17 protein-coding genes are annotated in these 16114 nt (G+C 74.6%); 11 read left to right on the plus strand and 6 right to left on the minus strand.

Annotated features, from left to right (window positions below; all coding sequences use genetic code 11):
- Positions 1-24 precede the first annotated feature (24 nt).
- The 6 genes from HLI28_RS14600 to HLI28_RS14625 all read left to right on the plus strand — a co-directional run bounded on the left by HLI28_RS14600 (position 25) and on the right by HLI28_RS14625 (position 7163).
- Positions 25-627, plus strand: a complete 603-nt coding sequence (locus tag HLI28_RS14600) for a GNAT family N-acetyltransferase (RefSeq protein WP_171248265.1) — start codon at positions 25-27, stop codon at positions 625-627.
- 106 nt (positions 628-733) lie between these two features.
- Positions 734-2092, plus strand: coding sequence for a flavin-containing monooxygenase (locus HLI28_RS14605; RefSeq protein ID WP_171248266.1), 1359 nt, complete (start codon positions 734-736; stop codon positions 2090-2092).
- Positions 2089-3009 carry a bile acid:sodium symporter family protein gene (locus tag HLI28_RS14610; RefSeq protein WP_171248267.1) on the plus strand — a complete coding sequence of 307 codons (921 nt, stop codon included), beginning with the start codon at positions 2089-2091 and terminating at the stop codon, positions 3007-3009. The genes HLI28_RS14605 and HLI28_RS14610 overlap by 4 nt, the downstream gene beginning before the upstream one ends.
- Positions 3006-3947: an SDR family oxidoreductase gene (locus HLI28_RS14615; RefSeq protein WP_171248268.1), complete on the plus strand. Its 942-nt coding sequence runs from the start codon at positions 3006-3008 to the stop codon at positions 3945-3947. Before HLI28_RS14610 ends, HLI28_RS14615 begins: the two co-directional genes overlap by 4 nt.
- A gap of 226 nt (positions 3948-4173) precedes the next feature.
- Positions 4174-5772 (plus strand): ATP-binding cassette domain-containing protein, encoded by a 1599-nt coding sequence (locus HLI28_RS14620; protein WP_171248269.1) that lies wholly within the window; start codon positions 4174-4176, stop codon positions 5770-5772.
- A gap of 47 nt (positions 5773-5819) precedes the next feature.
- On the plus strand, positions 5820-7163 hold the full coding sequence (locus tag HLI28_RS14625) for a M20/M25/M40 family metallo-hydrolase (protein WP_171248270.1): 1344 nt from the start codon (positions 5820-5822) through the stop codon (positions 7161-7163).
- Between the two features lie 6 nt (positions 7164-7169).
- On the opposite strand, the gene HLI28_RS14630 is transcribed toward HLI28_RS14625, so the two are convergent.
- Genes HLI28_RS14630 through HLI28_RS14640 form a run of 3 tightly spaced genes read right to left on the minus strand, consistent with a single transcriptional unit; the run spans position 7170 to position 8653 of the window.
- A complete protein-coding gene (locus HLI28_RS14630; RefSeq protein ID WP_171248271.1) occupies positions 7170-7664 on the minus strand; it encodes an NUDIX domain-containing protein in 495 nt (164 codons plus the stop codon).
- Positions 7665-7668: 4 nt separating this feature from the next.
- Positions 7669-8445 carry a fructosamine kinase family protein gene (locus HLI28_RS14635; protein ID WP_171248272.1) on the minus strand — a complete coding sequence of 259 codons (777 nt, stop codon included), beginning with the start codon at positions 8443-8445 and terminating at the stop codon, positions 7669-7671.
- 1 nt (position 8446) lies between these two features.
- A complete protein-coding gene (locus HLI28_RS14640) occupies positions 8447-8653 on the minus strand; it encodes a DUF5703 family protein (protein WP_171248273.1) in 207 nt (68 codons plus the stop codon).
- 73 nt (positions 8654-8726) lie between these two features.
- On the opposite strand from HLI28_RS14640, the gene HLI28_RS14645 reads away from it, so the two are divergent.
- Entirely contained in the window at positions 8727-8987 is a 261-nt protein-coding gene (locus HLI28_RS14645) for a primosomal protein (protein ID WP_171248274.1), read from the plus strand.
- Between the two features lie 9 nt (positions 8988-8996).
- On the opposite strand, the gene HLI28_RS14650 is transcribed toward HLI28_RS14645, so the two are convergent.
- Positions 8997-9968: an aldo/keto reductase gene (locus HLI28_RS14650; RefSeq protein ID WP_171248275.1), complete on the minus strand. Its 972-nt coding sequence runs from the start codon at positions 9966-9968 to the stop codon at positions 8997-8999.
- A 104-nt stretch (positions 9969-10072) separates the two neighbouring features.
- Here HLI28_RS14650 and uppP point away from each other — a divergent pair, with 104 nt between their 5' ends.
- Together uppP and mshC are read left to right on the plus strand one after the other, a co-directional pair.
- Positions 10073-10948: an undecaprenyl-diphosphatase UppP gene (gene uppP, locus HLI28_RS14655; protein WP_171248276.1), complete on the plus strand. Its 876-nt coding sequence runs from the start codon at positions 10073-10075 to the stop codon at positions 10946-10948.
- A gap of 18 nt (positions 10949-10966) precedes the next feature.
- Positions 10967-12256 carry a cysteine--1-D-myo-inosityl 2-amino-2-deoxy-alpha-D-glucopyranoside ligase gene (mshC, locus tag HLI28_RS14660; protein WP_171248277.1) on the plus strand — a complete coding sequence of 430 codons (1290 nt, stop codon included), beginning with the start codon at positions 10967-10969 and terminating at the stop codon, positions 12254-12256.
- 46 nt (positions 12257-12302) lie between these two features.
- On the opposite strand, the gene HLI28_RS14665 is transcribed toward mshC, so the two are convergent.
- A complete protein-coding gene (locus HLI28_RS14665) occupies positions 12303-13196 on the minus strand; it encodes a PAC2 family protein (protein WP_171248278.1) in 894 nt (297 codons plus the stop codon).
- A gap of 83 nt (positions 13197-13279) precedes the next feature.
- Between HLI28_RS14665 and HLI28_RS14670 the strand changes: the two genes are divergently transcribed.
- On the plus strand, positions 13280-13972 hold the full coding sequence (locus HLI28_RS14670; RefSeq protein WP_171248279.1) for an HAD family hydrolase: 693 nt from the start codon (positions 13280-13282) through the stop codon (positions 13970-13972).
- Between the two features lie 4 nt (positions 13973-13976).
- Here HLI28_RS14670 and HLI28_RS14675 read toward each other — a convergent pair whose 3' ends face one another.
- Positions 13977-14879 carry a RecB family exonuclease gene (locus tag HLI28_RS14675; RefSeq protein WP_171248280.1) on the minus strand — a complete coding sequence of 301 codons (903 nt, stop codon included), beginning with the start codon at positions 14877-14879 and terminating at the stop codon, positions 13977-13979.
- A 99-nt stretch (positions 14880-14978) separates the two neighbouring features.
- On the opposite strand from HLI28_RS14675, the gene HLI28_RS14680 reads away from it, so the two are divergent.
- Positions 14979-16112 (plus strand): site-2 protease family protein, encoded by a 1134-nt coding sequence (locus tag HLI28_RS14680; protein WP_171248281.1) that lies wholly within the window; start codon positions 14979-14981, stop codon positions 16110-16112.
- Positions 16113-16114: the final 2 nt, after the last annotated feature.

Genomic DNA, 16114 nt, shown 5'->3' on the forward strand with positions numbered 1-16114 from the left:
CGTCGCGCGTGACACGATGCGCCCATGCCACCGTTCGTCCTGCGCAGCCCCGAGGTCCTCCTGTCCGTCCCGACCCCGGCCGACATCGACCGCATCGCCGTCGTGTGCACCGACCCGGCGATCGCGGAGTGGACGACGGTCCCCTCGCCGTACACCCGTGCCGACGCCGAGACCTTCGTGACCGGCATGGTGGTCGACGGCTGGGCGCGCGAGACCATGTTCACCTGGGCCGTCCGAGCCCCCGGGCGGCCGGACGGCACCGTGCTCGGGATGATGGCGATCGGCCTGATCCCGGGCGGACCGGGGGACGCGCACGCCGGGGAGATCGGCTTCTGGACCGCCCCTGACGCCCGCGGAAGGGGGCTGACGACCGCGGCCGGGCGGCTCGCGGCGGACTGGGCGCTGGACCCGTCCGGGCTCGCGCTCGAGCGTCTGCAGTGGCGCGGCTTCGAGGGCAACTGGGCCTCGCGGCGCGTGGCCTGGAAGCTCGGGTTCCGCTACGAGGGCCTGCTGCGACGGCACGGCGTGCGGAACGGCACGGTCTGCGACGACTGGATCGCCTCGCTGCTGCCGGAGGACCCCCGCGAGGCGAGCGAACCCTGGCCGCAGGAGGCCCCGACCTCCTGAACGTCGGCTGGGCCTCTGCTGGGAAACCCGCGGCGGCGCCCGCCGTACACTCCCGTGCGACCCACGTCACACCCGGGCGTGGGCGACACGAAGGAGTGCTCACGCCATGACGCAGCCACGACGGGTCGCGGTCGTCGGTGCCGGACCGTCCGGCCTGGCCGCCGCCCGCGCCCTGGACCGGCACGGACTCGCGCTGACGGGGTTCGAGGCCCACGACGACGTCGGCGGTCTGTGGGACATCGACAACCCCCGCTCGACCGTCTACGAGTCGGCGCACCTCATCTCCTCGCGGACCACCACCGAGTTCGCCGAGCTGCCGATGGCCACGCAGGTCGACTACCCGAGCCACCGCGAGCTGCTGCGCTACTTCCACGACTACGCCGACACCTTCGACCTGCGCCGCCACTACCGGTTCGGCACGCGGGTCACCGCCGTCGAGCCCGGGGACGGGGACGCGAGCGGGCGCTCCGGGTGGGACGTCTGCTCCACCGGGCCCGACGGCGCCTCGAGCCGGGAGCGGTTCAGCCACGTCGTCGTCGCCAACGGCACCCTGGCCGAGCCGAACGTGCCGACCTTCGTCGGCGAGTTCACCGGGGAGCTGCTGCACTCGTCCGAGTACAAGCGGGCCGAGGTGTTCGCCGGCAAGCGGGTGCTGGTGGTCGGCGGCGGCAACTCCGGCTGCGACGTGGCGGTCGACGCCGTGCACCGTGCGGCGTCGGTCGACCTGTCGGTGCGGCGCGGTTACTGGTTCGTCCCGCGGTACCTGCTCGGGCGCCCCACCGACACCCTCAACCAGGGGCGGCCGCTGCCGGCGCGGATCAAGCAGGCCGTGGACTCGCGCGTGCTGACCCTGCTCAACGGCGACCCGCAGCGGTTCGGCTTCCCGGCGCCGGACCACAAGATCTACGAGTCCCACCCCGTGGTGAACTCCCTCGTGCTGCAGCACGCCGGTCAGGGCGACCTGCGGGTCCGGCGCGACATCGACCGCTTCGAGGGCCGGACCGTGCACTTCGTCGACGGCACCGCAGGGGAGTACGACCTCGTGCTGCTGGCCACCGGGTACAAGCTGGACTACCCGTTCGTCGACCCCAAGCACCTCGCCTGGGACGGCCCCGGCTCGGGGACGGCGCCCGGGCTGTTCTGCAACATCGTTCCGCCGTCGCTCAACGGGCTCTTCGTCGTCGGCATGCTCGAGGCCTCCGGGATCGGCTGGCAGGGCCGCGCGGAGCAGGCAGAGCTCGTCGCCCGCTACCTGGCCGCCGACGCCGCGAGCGCCGACGGCGACACCGCCGCCCGGGACCGGGTCGCCGCGTTCCACCGCCGCGTCGCCGGGCCCTGGCCCGACCTGACCGGCGGGTACCGCTACCTCGGCCTGGAGCGGATGAGCTACTACGTCAACAAGGACGCCTACCGCCGCACCGTGCGCCGGCTGGCCGACCAGCTCGCGGGGGAGGGTGACCGATGACCATCGACGACGTCGCCGTGAACTTCTCCGAGAGCTCGATGGTCGCCCTCAGCCTCGTGCTGGCCCTCATCATGCTGGGTATCGCGCTCGACACCTCCCCGGCGGACTTCCGGGTGCTGCGCCGCGCCCCCCGCGCGGCTGTCCTGGCGCTGGCCGCCCAGATCGTGCTGCTGCCGGCCGTGACCTTCCTGCTGACGCTCCTGCTCGGGGTCCAGGCGTCGATCGCGCTGGGCATGATCCTCGTCGCCTGCTGCCCGCCGGGGAACGTCTCGCAGATCCTCACCTACCGCTCCGGCGGCAACGTCGCGCTGTCGGTGTCCCTGACCGCCGTCGGCAACGCGCTGTACCTGGTGGCGATGCCGCTCAACATCGCGCTGTGGGGCAGCCTGCACCCCACCGGCCGCGACATCCTCGCCGAGGTCAGCCTCGACCCGCTGGAGATGATGCTCGACATCGTCCTCATCATCGGGGTGCCCTTCGCCCTCGGGCTGCTGGTGCGCACGCGCTGGCCCGCGATCGCGGCACGGGCGCACCGACCCGTGCACGTCGTCAGCATCCTCGCCCTGGTCGGCTTCGTCGTCGCCGCGCTCGCGGGCAACTTCGCGGTCTTCGTCGCCTGGGTCGGCGTCGTGCTGGTGGCGGTGTTCCTGCACGACGCCGTCGCCCTGGCGCTCGGGTACGCCGCCGCGCGCGCCGGCGGCCTCGCCGTCCGCGAGCGCAAGGCCGTGACCTTCGAGGTCGGCATCCGCAACGCCGCGCTCGGGCTGGGGCTGGTCATGACGTTCTTCGACGGCATCGGCGGGATGGCCGTCGTGGCCGGCTGGTGGGGTGTGTGGGACATCATCGCCGGGCTCGCGCTGGCGACCGTGTGGGCGCGGCGCACCCGCGTGCGCCAGGCCCAGGAGGTGTCGGCATGAGGCGGGTCCTGGTCACCGGCGGCTCGGGGTTCCTCGGGTCGCACGCCGTCGCGGCGCTCGCCGCGCGCGACGACGTCGCGCACGTCGTCTCCGCCGACCTGCGCACGCCCGCCACGGTGCCGGACGGCGTCATCGCGGTCAGGCTCGACGTCACGGACGCCGATGCCGTGCGGGACGCGATCGCGACGCACCGGGTCGACACCGTGGTCCACCTCGCGGCGATCGTGAACCCCGGGACCCTGGACGAGGAGACCGAGCGCCGTGTCGACGTCGACGGCACCCGGCACGTGCTGGAGGCGTGCGTCGACGGGGGAGTGCGGAGGGTGGTGATCTCCTCCTCGGGCGCCGCCTACGGCTACCACGCCGGCAACCCCGTCCCGCTGCGCGAGAGCGACCCGCTGCGGGGCAACGAGGAGTTCACCTACTCCCGGCACAAGCGCCTCGTGGAGGAGCTGCTCGCCACCTACCGGCACGACCACCCGGCGCTGGAGCAGGTGATCCTGCGCATCGGCACGATCCTCGGCCCGGGGGTGGCCAACCAGATCACCGCGCTGTGGGACGCGCCGCGGCTGATCCGCGTGCGGGGCTCGGAGGGGCCGTTCGTCTTCGCCTGGGTCGACGACGTCACCGGCGCGATCGTCACCGGGGCCACCGGGACGGCGACCGGGGCGTTCAACGTCTGCGGCGACGGTCGCATGACCGTGGCCGACATCGCCGACCGGCTCGGCAAGCGCACGCTCGACGTGCCCGCCGGACTGCTCGCCGGGGCGCTGCGCGTGGGACGGGCGCTGCGGCTGACGGTGCACGGTCCCGAACGCGTCGGGTTCCTGCGCTACCGCCCGGTGCTCGACAACACCCGACTGCGCACCGAGCTCGGGTACACCCCGCGGTACACGAGCCGCGAGGCCTTCGAGGAGTGGCTGCGCGTGCGTGCCTGACCGGCGGGAAAAGACGTTGCGGTGACCGCCCCGCCGGTGCCAACCTGCTCGGGAGCCCCCGCGGGCAGGCCGCGTGACAGGGGGCGGACGGAAGGGACGCCGGTGACCGACACGGCGCACGGTCCGACGACCTCGCGCTGACGCCTGCCCACCCGCACCCGGACCAGTGCACCACCCGGTGGACGGCCGACGTCGGCGCACGACCGCCGTGCCCCCGGGAGATCCCGTGCCCACCCCTGCTCCGTCCCCTGCCGTCGTCCTGCGCGACCTCACCTTCACCTGGCCCGACGGCGCGATCGCCCTCGACGCCCTCACCGGCACCTTCCCGACCGGCCGCACCGGCCTGGTCGGTGACAACGGCACCGGCAAGTCCACCTTGCTGCGGCTGATCGCCGGCGATCTCGCCCCGACCTCCGGGACCGTGTCCGTGGCCGGCACCGCCGGCTACGTGCCGCAGCGTCTCACCCTCGACACCGACGCGACCGTCGCGGACCTCCTCGGCCTCCGGTCCGCCCTCGACGCCGTGCGGGCGATCGCCGACGGCGACGTGCGCCCGGAGCTGTTCGACGCCGTGGGGGACGACTGGGACGTCGAGGAGCGTGCCGTGGCGGCGCTCGCGGCCGCGGGGCTGCCGCACACCGCCGGCGTGCTGGACCTCGCCGTCGGCACCCTGTCCGGCGGCGAGGCCGTGCTCACCGCCGTCATCGGCCTGCGGCTGCGCCGTCCCGACGTGGCGCTGCTCGACGAACCCACGAACAACCTCGACGGGGACGCCCGGGAGCGCCTCGCCGAGCTCGTGCGCACGTGGCGCGGCGCTCTGGTCGTCGTGTCCCATGACCGGGACCTCCTCGAGCTCACCGACGCCACCGCCGAGCTGCGCGCCGGGTCGCTGACGACCTTCGGCGGACCGTACAGCGCCTACGAGCAGCACCTCGCCGTGCAGCAGGAGGCCGCGCTGCGGTCGGTGCGCGACGCCGAGCAGACCTGGCGCCGTGAACGCCGCGAACGGATCAAGATCGCCGATCGGGTCGCGCACTCCCAGCGTCAGGGGCGCAAGGACGCGGCCGACGCGAAGTTCGTCAAGGCGGCGATCAACGACCGACGCAACAGCGCGGAGAAGTCGCAGGGCGCCCGGCGCGGGGCCGCCGCGGCCGCGGAGAGCACGGCGCGCGCCGCCGTGGAGACCGCCCGGGGCGCGGTCCGTGACGACGACCGCATCACCATCGACCTGCCGGACCCGGAGGTCCCGGCGTCCCGGCGGATCGCGGTGCTCGGGTCGTCCGACGGCCGGGACGTCGTCGTCGCCGGGCCGCAGCGTGTCGCCCTGTCCGGGCCGAACGGGGTGGGCAAGACGACGCTGCTGCGGCGGCTGCTCGCCGGTCCGTCCCCGGCCGGTGAGCTCTGCACGGACCGGGTCGGGTACCTGCCGCAGCGCCTGGACGGTCTGGACCCGCGCGCCACCGTCCTGGAGGCCGTCCGCGCCGGTGCTCCCGGCGTCGCCCCGGGCGAGCTGCGCGCCCGGCTGGCCCGGTTCCTCGTGCGCGGCGCCCAGGTCGAGCGCCCGGTGGCCACGCTGTCCGGCGGAGAGCTGTTCCGGGTGCACCTGGCCCGGCTGCTGCTCGCGGAACCGCCCGCGCAGCTGCTCGTGCTGGACGAGCCGACGAACAACCTGGACCTGGCCAGCGTCGACCGCGTCGTCGAGGCCCTGTCGTCGTACCGGGGCGCGCTGCTGGTGGTGAGCCACGACCGGTCGTTCGTGGACCGGCTCGGCGTCGACACCCGGCTGCTGCTCAGGTCCGACGGCCGCCTGACGGAGGCCTCCTGAGCGCAGGAGGCGCGGGGCAGGGTGTCCGGCGTGGGTACGGTGTGTGCGTGAACGCACCCGGGAACGACCAGCACCAGCCCACCGCCGCCGACGAGGTCGTCGGGATCTGCCAGGACCTGCTGCGGATCGACACCTCCAACTACGGCGAGAACCAGGGACCCGGCGAGCGCAAGGCCGCCGAGCACGTGGCCGGGCTGCTCGCCGACGTCGGGCTCGAGCCGCAGATCTACGAGTCCCGGCCGGGCCGCGCCTCGGTCGTGGCACGGTTCGAGGGCAGCGACCCGACGCGGGACGCGCTGGTCCTGCACGGGCACACCGACGTCGTGCCCGCGCAGGCGTCGGACTGGTCGGTCGACCCGTTCGCCGGCGAGGAGATCGACGGGCTGCTGTGGGGGCGCGGCGCCGTCGACATGAAGGACATGGACGCGATGATCCTGGCGGTCGTGCGCCAGATGGTCCGCGAGGGCCGTCGCCCGGCACGGGACGTCGTGATCGGCATGTTCGCCGACGAGGAGGCCGGCGGCGTGCTCGGCGCCCGCTGGCTGGTGGACCACCACCCCGAGCTCTTCGAGGGGGCCACCGAGGCCGTCAGCGAGGTCGGCGGGTTCTCGGTGGACGTCGGCGGCCGGCGCGCCTACCTGGTCCAGACCGCCGAGAAGGGTCTCGCCTGGCTGCGCCTGGTGGCCGACGGCCGGGCCGGCCACGGGTCCCAGGTCAACCACGAGAACGCCGTCACCGAGCTGGCGGCCGCGGTGGCCCGCATCGGCAAGCACGCCTGGCCGTACACGCTGACCCCCACGGTGGAGCGGCTGCTGCGCGGCGTGTCGGACCTGACCGGTCTCCCGTTCGACCCGGAGGGCGGCGCCGACCGGGAGCAGGTGGACGCCCTGGTGGCCGCCCTCGGGCCCGCCGCGAAGTTCGTCGGGGCCACCGTGCGGCACACGACCAACCCGACCCAGCTCGACGCCGGGTACAAGGCGAACGTCATCCCCGGGTCCGCCACCGCGGCGCTGGACATGCGCACGGTGCCCGGCCACGACGCCGAGGCCTGGGACGTGCTGCGCGAGCTCGCCGGCCCGCAGGTGCGCGTCGAGACCATCCACGCCGACCGCTCCCTGGAGGTGCCCTTCAGCGGGGGGCTGGTGGACGCGATGGTGGACGCGCTGCACGCCGAGGACCCGGGCGCCGCCGTCCTGCCCTACACGCTGTCCGGCGGCACGGACAACAAGTCGCTGGCCCGCCTCGGCATCACCGGCTACGGCTTCGCGCCGCTGCGGCTGCCCGCCGAGCTCGACTTCGCCGGCATGTTCCACGGCGTCGACGAGCGTGTCCCGGTCGACGCCCTGAAGTTCGGCACGCGCGTCCTGGACCGGATGCTGTCGACCTGCTGAGCGCCCTCAGGTCGCGACGTCCGGGTCGTCCAGCGCCCGTTCGAGCCGGTCGACCAGGTCGGCCTGGCCGCGCACGACCACCCGGCGCGCCTCGTCGGGGCTGAACCAGGCGACCCGGTCGATCTCGGGGACCTCGACGTGCCGGCCCGACCGGGGCGGCCACTCGATCCGGACGGTGTTGCTGCGCACCGCCTCCGGGTCGGGGCCGGGCGGCGGCCAGCGTCGGGCCCACGCCCGGACCCGTTTGCCGGAGCGCTGACGCACCTCGCCGAGGTCGAGGTCCGGCACGGTCTCCGTGGGAAGGGGCACGCCCAGCTCCTCGGCGGCCTCCCGGACGGCGGCGGTGTGGGCGTCCTCGTCCGCACCGACCTCACCCTTGAGGATCGTCCAGGCGCCCACCTCGCGGCGAGCCCAGAACGGGCCGCCCATGTGCGCCAGGAGCACCGCGAGCCGGCCGTCGGTGCGACGGTGGAAGAGCAGCCCGGCGCTCGTGACCGGCACGGTGTCACCCGCCCAGCGCGGCCATCGACCGCCTGGTCCCGTCGACGTACCCGCCGCCGAACAGCACCGCGTGCACCGCCAGGGGGTAGAGCTGGTGCAGCGCGACGCGGTCCTCCCACCCGGCGGCCAGCGGGTGCACGGCGTCGTAGCCGACGAGGATCTCGTCCAGGTGCGGCGCACCGAAGAGAGCGAGCATGGCCAGGTCCGTCTCCCGGTGGCCGCCGTGGGCGGCGGGATCGATGAGCGCCGCCTCGGTGCCGCCGTCGTCGTCGGCGGTCCACATCAGGTTGCCCGACCACAGGTCGCCGTGCAGCCGCGCCGGGGAGTCCGGCGGACCGGCGAGGTCGGGCAGCACCCGGCACACCGCCTCCATCGCCTCGGCGTCGCGGCGACCGAGCACCCCGCGCTCGAGCCCCTGGGCGACGATCGGTCGAAGCCGCGCCTCGGCGTAGAACGTCGGCCAGTCCTCGAACGCGCCGGCGGGCATGGCGAGCGGGTCGTCCAGCGGCCCGAACCATCCCTGTTCGGCGTGCGGGGGCAGGGCGCCGAAGGCGGGGGCTCCGGCGTCGTGCAGCGTCGCCAGCCGGCCGCCGAACGCGCGGGCGGCCGCCGCGGTCGGCGGGGCCGCGTCGAGACGTTCGAGGTCGAGGTGCCCCGGACCGGTCTCCAGCACCCGGGCCACCCGGGGCCCGCCGTCGACCGTGAGCCAGCGCAGCCCCGCCGCCTCGGTGTCGAAGAACCCGGCCGGCGCGCCGGCGCGGGACTTGCGGAAGGTCTCCATCTCAGAGCGTCGAGGTCGCCTTGATGATCTTGCGGCGCAGCCACACCCGCCGCTCTCCACCCAGGTAGAGGCGGGTGCGGGCGAGCTCCCACCGCCCGTACTCGGCCTCCTCGGTGAGTCGCTTGCGGGCGTCCGGCACCGAGGTGCCGCGGTCGATCGTGACCACCCGGTACTCGTACTGCCCGTGCGTGCGCCAGCTCGATGCCATCCGTCGCCTCCCGATCAGGCCGTGCGTCGTTTTCGTGTGCCCATTCTGCCGCTCTTGGCGCTACGGTCGGAGCATGACCGCTGACCCGCGTGCCGCGCTGGACCGTTTCGTCGCCGCCCTCGAGGGGCACTTCCACGCGGTGTCCTCCCGCCGGGGGGACGAGGACCCCGCCGTCGACGACGCCTACGAGGTGCTCGCCGACGCGTTCGAGGTGTACGAGGACGCGCTGGCGCAGGCCTACAGCGAGGTGACGCCGTTCTACCTCGACGACGATGACGATGACGACGAGGACGAGGACTACGACGAGGACGACGACGAGGCCAGTGCCCGCTGAGGCGGGCCGCTACCAGCGCTCGGGATAGCCCAGGGACAGTCCGGAGACGTCGTCGAGGGCCCCGTGCACCTCGGCCGGCAGGTCGAGGTCCACCGCCCCCGTCGCCCCGCGCAGGTGGACCGGGGTCCGCGCCCCCACGATGGCGGACGCCACCTGGGGGCGGGCGAGCAGCCAGGCCAGGGCCACCTCCAGGGGGGCGCGGCCCAGACCGTCCGCGGCCGTCGCGACGGCCTCGACGACGGACGCCGCGCCCGCGTCCTCGACGTACGGCTCGACGAAGCCGGCCAGCCGGTTCGAGGCACCCCGTGAGTCCGCCGGGACGCTGCGCCGGTACTTGCCGGTCAGCACGCCGCGGCCGAGCGGCGACCAGGCGAGCAGCCCGAGACCCAGGGCGGCGGCCGCCGGCCCGACCTCTCGTTCCAGCCCGCGCTGCAGCAGCGAGTACTCCAGCTCCAGGGCCGCGAGCCCGATGCCGTCGGTCGACTCCAGCAGCGTCGCGGCCCGCGCCGAGGCCCAGGCCGGGAAGTTCGAGAGCCCGACGTAGCGTGCCCGGCCGGACGTCACGGCCAGCCGCAGGGCCGAGACCGTCTCCTCCAGCGGCGTGACGGGGTCGGGGCACGCGACCAGGAACAGGTCGACGTGGTCGGTGCCCAGCCGCTGCAGGGAGGCGTCCAGCTCGCCCAGCAGCCCCCCGCGCGACGCGTCGCGACGCGTGCCCTCGGGACCGTGGCGCACCCCGGCCTTCGTCGCGATCACCAGCTCCTCGCGTGCGACGGGGCCGTCCAGCAGGTCGCCGAGCATCTGCTCGGCGTCCCCGTCGCCGTACGCGGCCGCGGTGTCGACGAGCGACCCGCCCGCGTCCAGGAACGCCCGCAGGATCTGTGCGGCGTCGTCCGCGTCCGTGTCGCGACCCCACGACATGGTGCCGAGTCCCAGCGCCGAGACGTGCAGCCCCGAGCCTCCCACCTGGCGTCTTTCCATGGCCGTGACCCTACCGGCGGGGCGCGACCGCGCCCCGGAACCTCGCCGGAGGCCGGGACGGCACGTGCCGGAGCCCACCTGCGGGAACGGTAGTGTGGCCGCTCGTGAGTGCGTGGGAAGCGATCATCCTCGGTCTGGTCCAGGGTTTCACCGAGTTCCTGCCGGTCTCCTCCAGCGCACAGCTGAGGATCGTCGGTGAGCTGATCGGTGGTGCCGACCCGGGCGCCCTGTTCACGGCCGTGACCCAGATCGGCACCGAGGTGGCGGTCCTGCTGTACTACCGCCGCGCGATCCGGGACATCTGCGTGGGGTGGTGGACCTCGCTGCGCGGCGACCACGGCACCACGTGGCGCGACCGGTTCGGCGCGCACGACGCCGACGCCCGCATGGCCTGGTACATCGCCCTCGGCTCGCTGCCGATCGTCGTGCTGGGCGTGCTCTTCGACGAGGCGATCGAGACCACGCTGCGCAACCTGTGGATCACCGTGGCGACGCTGGTGGTCTTCGGCGTCCTGCTCGACCTGGCCGACCGCTACGGGCGGCGCACCCGCGTCGTGGAGGACCTGACCCCGAAGCGGGCGATCGGGTACGGGCTCGCCCAGGCGCTGGCGCTCATCCCCGGCGTGTCGCGGTCCGGCGGCACCATCACGGCCGGGCTCGCGATGGGCTTCACCCGTCGCGCCGCGGCCGACTACTCGTTCCTCCTGGCGATCCCGGCCGTGCTGGGCTCGGGCTTCTACCAGCTGGCCAAGGCCGCCGGGGGAGACCCGGCGCCCGGGTCGGCGGGGTGGGGCGCGACCCTGATCGCGACCCTCGTAGCCTTCGCCCTCGGCTACGTCGTGCTGATCGGCTTCCTCAAGATCGTCTCGACGTACTCCTACAAGCCGTTCGTCTACTACCGCTACGGCCTGGCGGTGCTGGTCGTCGTGCTGATTCTCACGGGCGTCCTGGAGGCCGACCCCGCCGTGACCACCGGCTGACGCCGGTACCCTGGGGCCGTGCGATCCTGGCCCACCCCTCAGATCCCCGAGCTGCCCGCGCCCGCGGACGGCCGCCGTCCCGTCGTGCGCATCCACGACACGACGACCGGACGTCTCGTCGAGGCGGCCCCCGGGCCGACGGCACGCAGCTACGTGTGCGGGATCACGCCGTACGACGCGACCCACCTCGGGCACGCCGCGACCTACGTCGCGTTCGACCTGCTGCACCGGGCCTGGATCGACGCCGGCAAGGACGTGACGTACAGCTCCAACGTCACCGACGTCGACGACCCGCTGCTGGAACGGGCCGCGGCCACCGGGGTGGACTGGCACGAGCTCGCGGCCGAGCAGGTGGCGCTCTTCCGCGAGGACATGACGGCGCTCGGCGTCATCCCGCCCGACCCGTGGACCGGTGTCGCCGAGTACGTGGGACCGATCGCCGAGGCCGTCGCGCGGATGCTCGAGGAGGGGAGCGCCTACCGGGTCCCCGTCGAGCCCGGGGCGGGCGGCGACGACCCCTGCCTGGGGGACGTGTACGCCGACCTGACCGCCGACCCCGACTTCGGTGCCGTCTCCGGGTTCGACCAGGCGACGATGGCCGAGCTGTTCGCCGAGCGGGGCGGCGACCCCGACCGCGACGGCAAGAAGAACCCGCTCGACCCGCTGCTGTGGCGCCGTGAGCGGCCGGGCGAGCCCACCTGGGACGGCGGCGTCCTGGGCACCGGGCGCCCCGGGTGGCACGTCGAGTGCACGGTCATCGCCCGCGACGGGATCGGGCTGCCCTTCGACGTCCAGGGCGGCGGCTCGGACCTGGTCTTCCCGCACCACGAGATGTCGGTCTCGCACGGGCGCATGCTCGCCGGCCCGTCCTCCGCCCCCGGCGCGCACGCCCACGCCGGACTCATCGCCTACGAGGGCCACAAGATGAGCAAGTCGCGGGGCAACCTCGTGCTGGTCTCGGCCCTGCGCCGCGACGGCGTCGACCCGATGGCGGTGCGGCTGGGCATCCTGTCGCAGCACTACCGCACCGAGTGGGAGTGGACGCACGACCTGCTCACGACCGCGCAGGCCCGCCTGGAGAGGTGGCGGGAGGCCGTCTCGGGCAACGGCGGGCCGGCCTGGGAGGCCACTCTGGCCGAGATGCGGGCCGCTCTCGCCGACGACCTGGACGCGCCGCGTGCCCTCGCGGCCGTCGACGCGTGGGCCGACGAGGCGCTCGCGCCGGGGCGGGACACCTCCGCGGACACCGAGGGTGCTCCCGGCGTGGTGGCCCGCGCCGTCAACGCGCTGCTCGGCCTCCGGCTGTGACGCCCCGGCCGGCACGGCGCCGGCCGGGCCCGCCGTGGGCGGGGCGTCAGCTCTTGTCCGGGTTCCCCGGTGTCCCGTGGCCGCCGCCCCGGCCCGGTCCCAGGTCCCGGCGCCGCAGGTAGCGCTCGAACTCCTGGGCGATCGCCTCGCCGGACGCCTCCGGCAGCTCCGCGGTGTCCTTCGCCTCCTCGAGCTGCTGCACGTACTCGGAGATCTCGGAGTCCTCGCGGGCCAGCTCGTCCACCCCTTCCTGCCACGCCTCGGCGTCCTCGGGCAGGTCGCGCATCGGCACCGACGCGCCGACCAGGTCCTCCACCCGGGTCAGGATGGCGAGGGTGGCCTTGGGCGAGGGCGGGTTGGCGACGTAGTGCGGCACCGCCGCCCACAACGACACCGCCTGGAACTCACGGGCGGCGGCCTCGTGCTGCAGGACCCCGACGATCCCGGTCGGGCCCTCGTAGGTGCTCGGCTCGACGTCGAGCACCGCTCGGAGCCCCGGGCTCTCCGTGGTCGCGGTCAGGGGGATGGGACGGGTGTGCGGCACGTCGGCGAGGAGCGCCCCGAGCGTGACCACGGTCCGCACCCCCAGCTCCGTCGCGATGTCCAGCAGCTCGCGGCAGTAGGTCTTCCAGCGGAACGACGGCTCGATGCCGTGCACCAGCACGACACGGCGGTCCGCCAGCTCGGCGACGGACACGGTCGTGGTGGGCCAGGCGATGATCCGACGTCCGTCCGGCCCGCTGCCGATCATCGGTCGGTTCACCTGGAAGTCGTGGTAGTCCTCGGGGTCGAGCTCGCGGTGCAGTGAGGCTCCCCACACGTCGGCGAGGTGCTCGAGGGCGTCCGTGGCGGCGCTGCCCGCGTCGTTCCACCCCTCGAAGGCCGCGATCATGACGGTCTGACGTGCGGCGTGACGGCCGACCGGCTGCTCGGTGGTCATCTGGTCAGCCTATACAGGCGGGCCGGGAACCGTCCGCGACGGGCCCCGGGTCCCGGCGACGGCCCTCGTACGATGACGGGGTGATGCCTGACGACACCGCCGCGCTGCCCGCCGCCGTCCTGTGGGACATGGACGGCACCCTCGTCGACACCGAGCCGTACTGGATCCGCGCCGAGCACGAGCTCGTCGCCGCCCACGGTGGCCGGTGGTCCCACGAGCGGGCGCTGGAGCTCGTGGGCAACCCGTTGACGGTCTCGGCGGGTGTCCTGCAGGAGGCCGGCGTCGACCTGCCCCTCGACGCCATCGTGCAGCACCTCCTGGGACGGGTGCAGGCCCAGGTCGCCGAGTCCGTGCCGTGGCGGCCCGGTGCCCGCGAGCTGCTCGCCGCCCTGGGTGAGGCCGGGGTGCGCTGCGCCCTGGTCACGATGAGCTACGCGGTGCTCGCCGAGGCCGTCACCGCGCACGTGCCCGGGGCGTTCGAGATGCTCGTCACCGGCGACCAGGTGACCCGCGGCAAGCCGGACCCCGAGCCGTACCTGGTCGCCGTCGAGCGGCTGGGCGTGCCGGTCGAGGAGTGCGTGGCGCTCGAGGACTCGCCGGCCGGCATCTCCTCCGCGCTGGCGTCCGGGGCGCGCACCCTCGGCGTCGAGGCCGTGCTGCCCGTGGAGCCGCGGCCCGGGCTCAGCCGCGCGACCAGCCTCGCGGACGTCGACCTGGGCACGATGCGTCGCCTCGTCGCGGGCGAGGTGCTCGACCTCACCCCGGCGGCGACCTGAGCCGCTAGACCTCGACCCCCAGCCGCCGGCGCAGGGCGTCGGTGGGGATCGGTGGGGGAGTGCCGTCGAACGCCGGGCACACGGCCTGGTGGGCGCACCAGCCGCACAGCTTGCTCTGCTTCGGGACGAACTCGCCCCGGCGGGCCGCCGTGGTGATGGCGTCCCACAGGCTGCGCACCTTGGCCTCGGTGACCTCCAGCTCGCGTGCGCGGGGCTCGGCGCGCAGCACCTGGCCGTCGCCCAGGTAGACGAGCTGCAGCATCTTCGGCAGCACGCCCCGCTCGCGCCAGACGACCAGACCGTAGAACCGCATCTGGAACAGCGCCGAGGCCTCGAAGCCCGGGCGCGGCGACCGGCCGGACTTGTAGTCGACCACGCGGACCGCCCCGTCGGGGGCGACGTCGAGGCGGTCGACGACGCCGCGCAGCAGCGGGCCGTCCTCGAGCTGGCTCTCCACCTTCAGCTCGCGCGCCGCGGGTTCGAGCCGGTTCGGGTCCTCCAGGGTGAAGTAGGTGCCCAGCAGGCGCCCGGCGCCCTCGAGCCACGTCTCGAGGGGCTGACCGGTCGCGTCGCCGCCGGGGGTGAACAGCTCGGCGTAGCGGGGCTCGACCTCGACCAGCCGCTCCCACTCGCCCGGCAGCAGGGCACGCGCCGCCTCGGGGGTGCGCTCGCCGAGCGGGGCGTCGTAGAGCCGCTCCAGCACGGCGTGGACCAGGGTGCCGCGTGCCGCGGCCGAGGACGGAGGTTCCGGCAGCCGGTCCACCGTCCGGAAGCGGAACAGCAGCGGGCACTGCATGAAGTCGTTGGCCCGCGACGGCGACAGAGCGGGCCGCCGGGGCGCCTCCGCCGCGGTGTCGACCTCCGTGGCGTCCGGTGAACCGGTGGCAGGATCCGCCGTCGTCGTCATGCGTGACACCCTACGGCCGGCCGCCCACACGACCGCTGCCGGGCGCCAGCGGTTCCGCGCGCCAGCGGTTCCTGGCGCCACGCCGGATAGCCTGGACCGGTGACTCAACGCTCCTCCGGGTGGCGGATCGGCCGCGTGGCCGGTGCCCCCGTCCTGGTGACCCGGTCGTGGTTCGTGGCAGCCGTCGTGCTGACGCTGCTCTTCGCGCCGACGGTGCGCGCCTTCGCCCCGGCGATGGGAACGGTCGGCGTCCTGGTCGTGGCCTTCGCGTTCGTCCTGCTGCTGTTCGCCTCGGTGTTCTGCCACGAGGTCGCGCACGCGCTGGTGGCGCGGGCGCGCGGTCACCGCGTGGACGAGCTGGCCCTGACGCTGTGGGGCGGTCACACGGCCTACTCGGGGGCCGTGCGCCGCCCCCGGGACAGCGCGCTGATCGCCGTCGTCGGACCGCTGACGAACCTGGCGCTCGCCGCCGCGTTCTGGTTCCTCTTCACCGCCCAGTCGTCGTCGTCGTCGATCCCTGCGCTGCTGCTGTACGCGGGGGCGTTCTCCAACGCGTTCGTCGGGGCGTTCAACCTGCTCCCCGGCCTGCCGCTCGACGGCGGGCAGGTGCTCGAGTCCGCCGTCTGGGCCCTCACCGGGTCCCGGACGACGGGCACGGTGGCCGCCGGGTGGGTCGGCCGTGCCGTCGGTCTCGCCGTCGTGCTCGGCGCCCTGGTCTGGCCGCTCGTCGACGGTCGCAGCCCGGACCTCTTCACCGTCATGTGGGCCGCGCTCATCGGGGCGTTCCTCTGGTCCGGTGCCTCCGAGGCCATGCGTGCCGGTCGGCGGCGCGACGCGGTCAGCCGGATCGACGTGCGCACCCTGATGACCACCGCCGTCGTGGTCCCGGCGGGGAGTCCCGTCGCCGAGGCCGGTCGGGCGGCGCGCGGGCACGGCGAGGTCGCGGTCGTGGTCGTGGACGACCGCGGGGAGCCGACCGGGTGGGTGGACCCGCAGGCCGCGGCCGCCGTCCCGGCCGACCAGGCGGCGGCCGTCCCGGTCGAGTCGGCGCTCGTCCCGTTCCCCGCGGGAGCGGCCGTCGCGCTGGAGCAGTCCGGACCCGAGCTGCTGGAGCACCTGGCCCGTGTCTCCGGCGGGGCGCGCGTGGTGCCGGTGACGGACGGCGGCCGGGTCGTCGCGGTGCTGGACGTGGCACGGGTCGCGGCGGCGGTCCGCCCGGCGGGCCGCCGGTAGAC

Origin of the sequence: Isoptericola sediminis (genome assembly GCF_013085345.1) — a bacterium.
In the GTDB taxonomy this organism is placed as follows: domain Bacteria; phylum Actinomycetota; class Actinomycetes; order Actinomycetales; family Cellulomonadaceae; genus Isoptericola; species Isoptericola sediminis.

Coding starts and splice junctions, on each gene's coding strand:
- HLI28_RS14600 (WP_171248265.1), top strand. CDS start 25: ATGCCACCGTTCGTCCTGCGCAGCCCCGAGGTCCTCCTGTCCGTCCCG.
- HLI28_RS14635 (WP_171248272.1), bottom strand. CDS start 8,445: ATGGAGACCTTCCGCAAGTCCCGCGCCGGCGCGCCGGCCGGGTTCTTC.
- HLI28_RS14670 (WP_171248279.1), top strand. CDS start 13,280: ATGCCTGACGACACCGCCGCGCTGCCCGCCGCCGTCCTGTGGGACATG.
- HLI28_RS14650 (WP_171248275.1), bottom strand. CDS start 9,968: ATGGAAAGACGCCAGGTGGGAGGCTCGGGGCTGCACGTCTCGGCGCTG.
- HLI28_RS14645 (WP_171248274.1), top strand. CDS start 8,727: ATGACCGCTGACCCGCGTGCCGCGCTGGACCGTTTCGTCGCCGCCCTC.
- HLI28_RS14605 (WP_171248266.1), top strand. CDS start 734: ATGACGCAGCCACGACGGGTCGCGGTCGTCGGTGCCGGACCGTCCGGC.
- HLI28_RS14665 (WP_171248278.1), bottom strand. CDS start 13,196: ATGACCACCGAGCAGCCGGTCGGCCGTCACGCCGCACGTCAGACCGTC.
- HLI28_RS14640 (WP_171248273.1), bottom strand. CDS start 8,653: ATGGCATCGAGCTGGCGCACGCACGGGCAGTACGAGTACCGGGTGGTC.
- HLI28_RS14675 (WP_171248280.1), bottom strand. CDS start 14,879: ATGACGACGACGGCGGATCCTGCCACCGGTTCACCGGACGCCACGGAG.
- HLI28_RS14610 (WP_171248267.1), top strand. CDS start 2,089: ATGACCATCGACGACGTCGCCGTGAACTTCTCCGAGAGCTCGATGGTC.
- HLI28_RS14615 (WP_171248268.1), top strand. CDS start 3,006: ATGAGGCGGGTCCTGGTCACCGGCGGCTCGGGGTTCCTCGGGTCGCAC.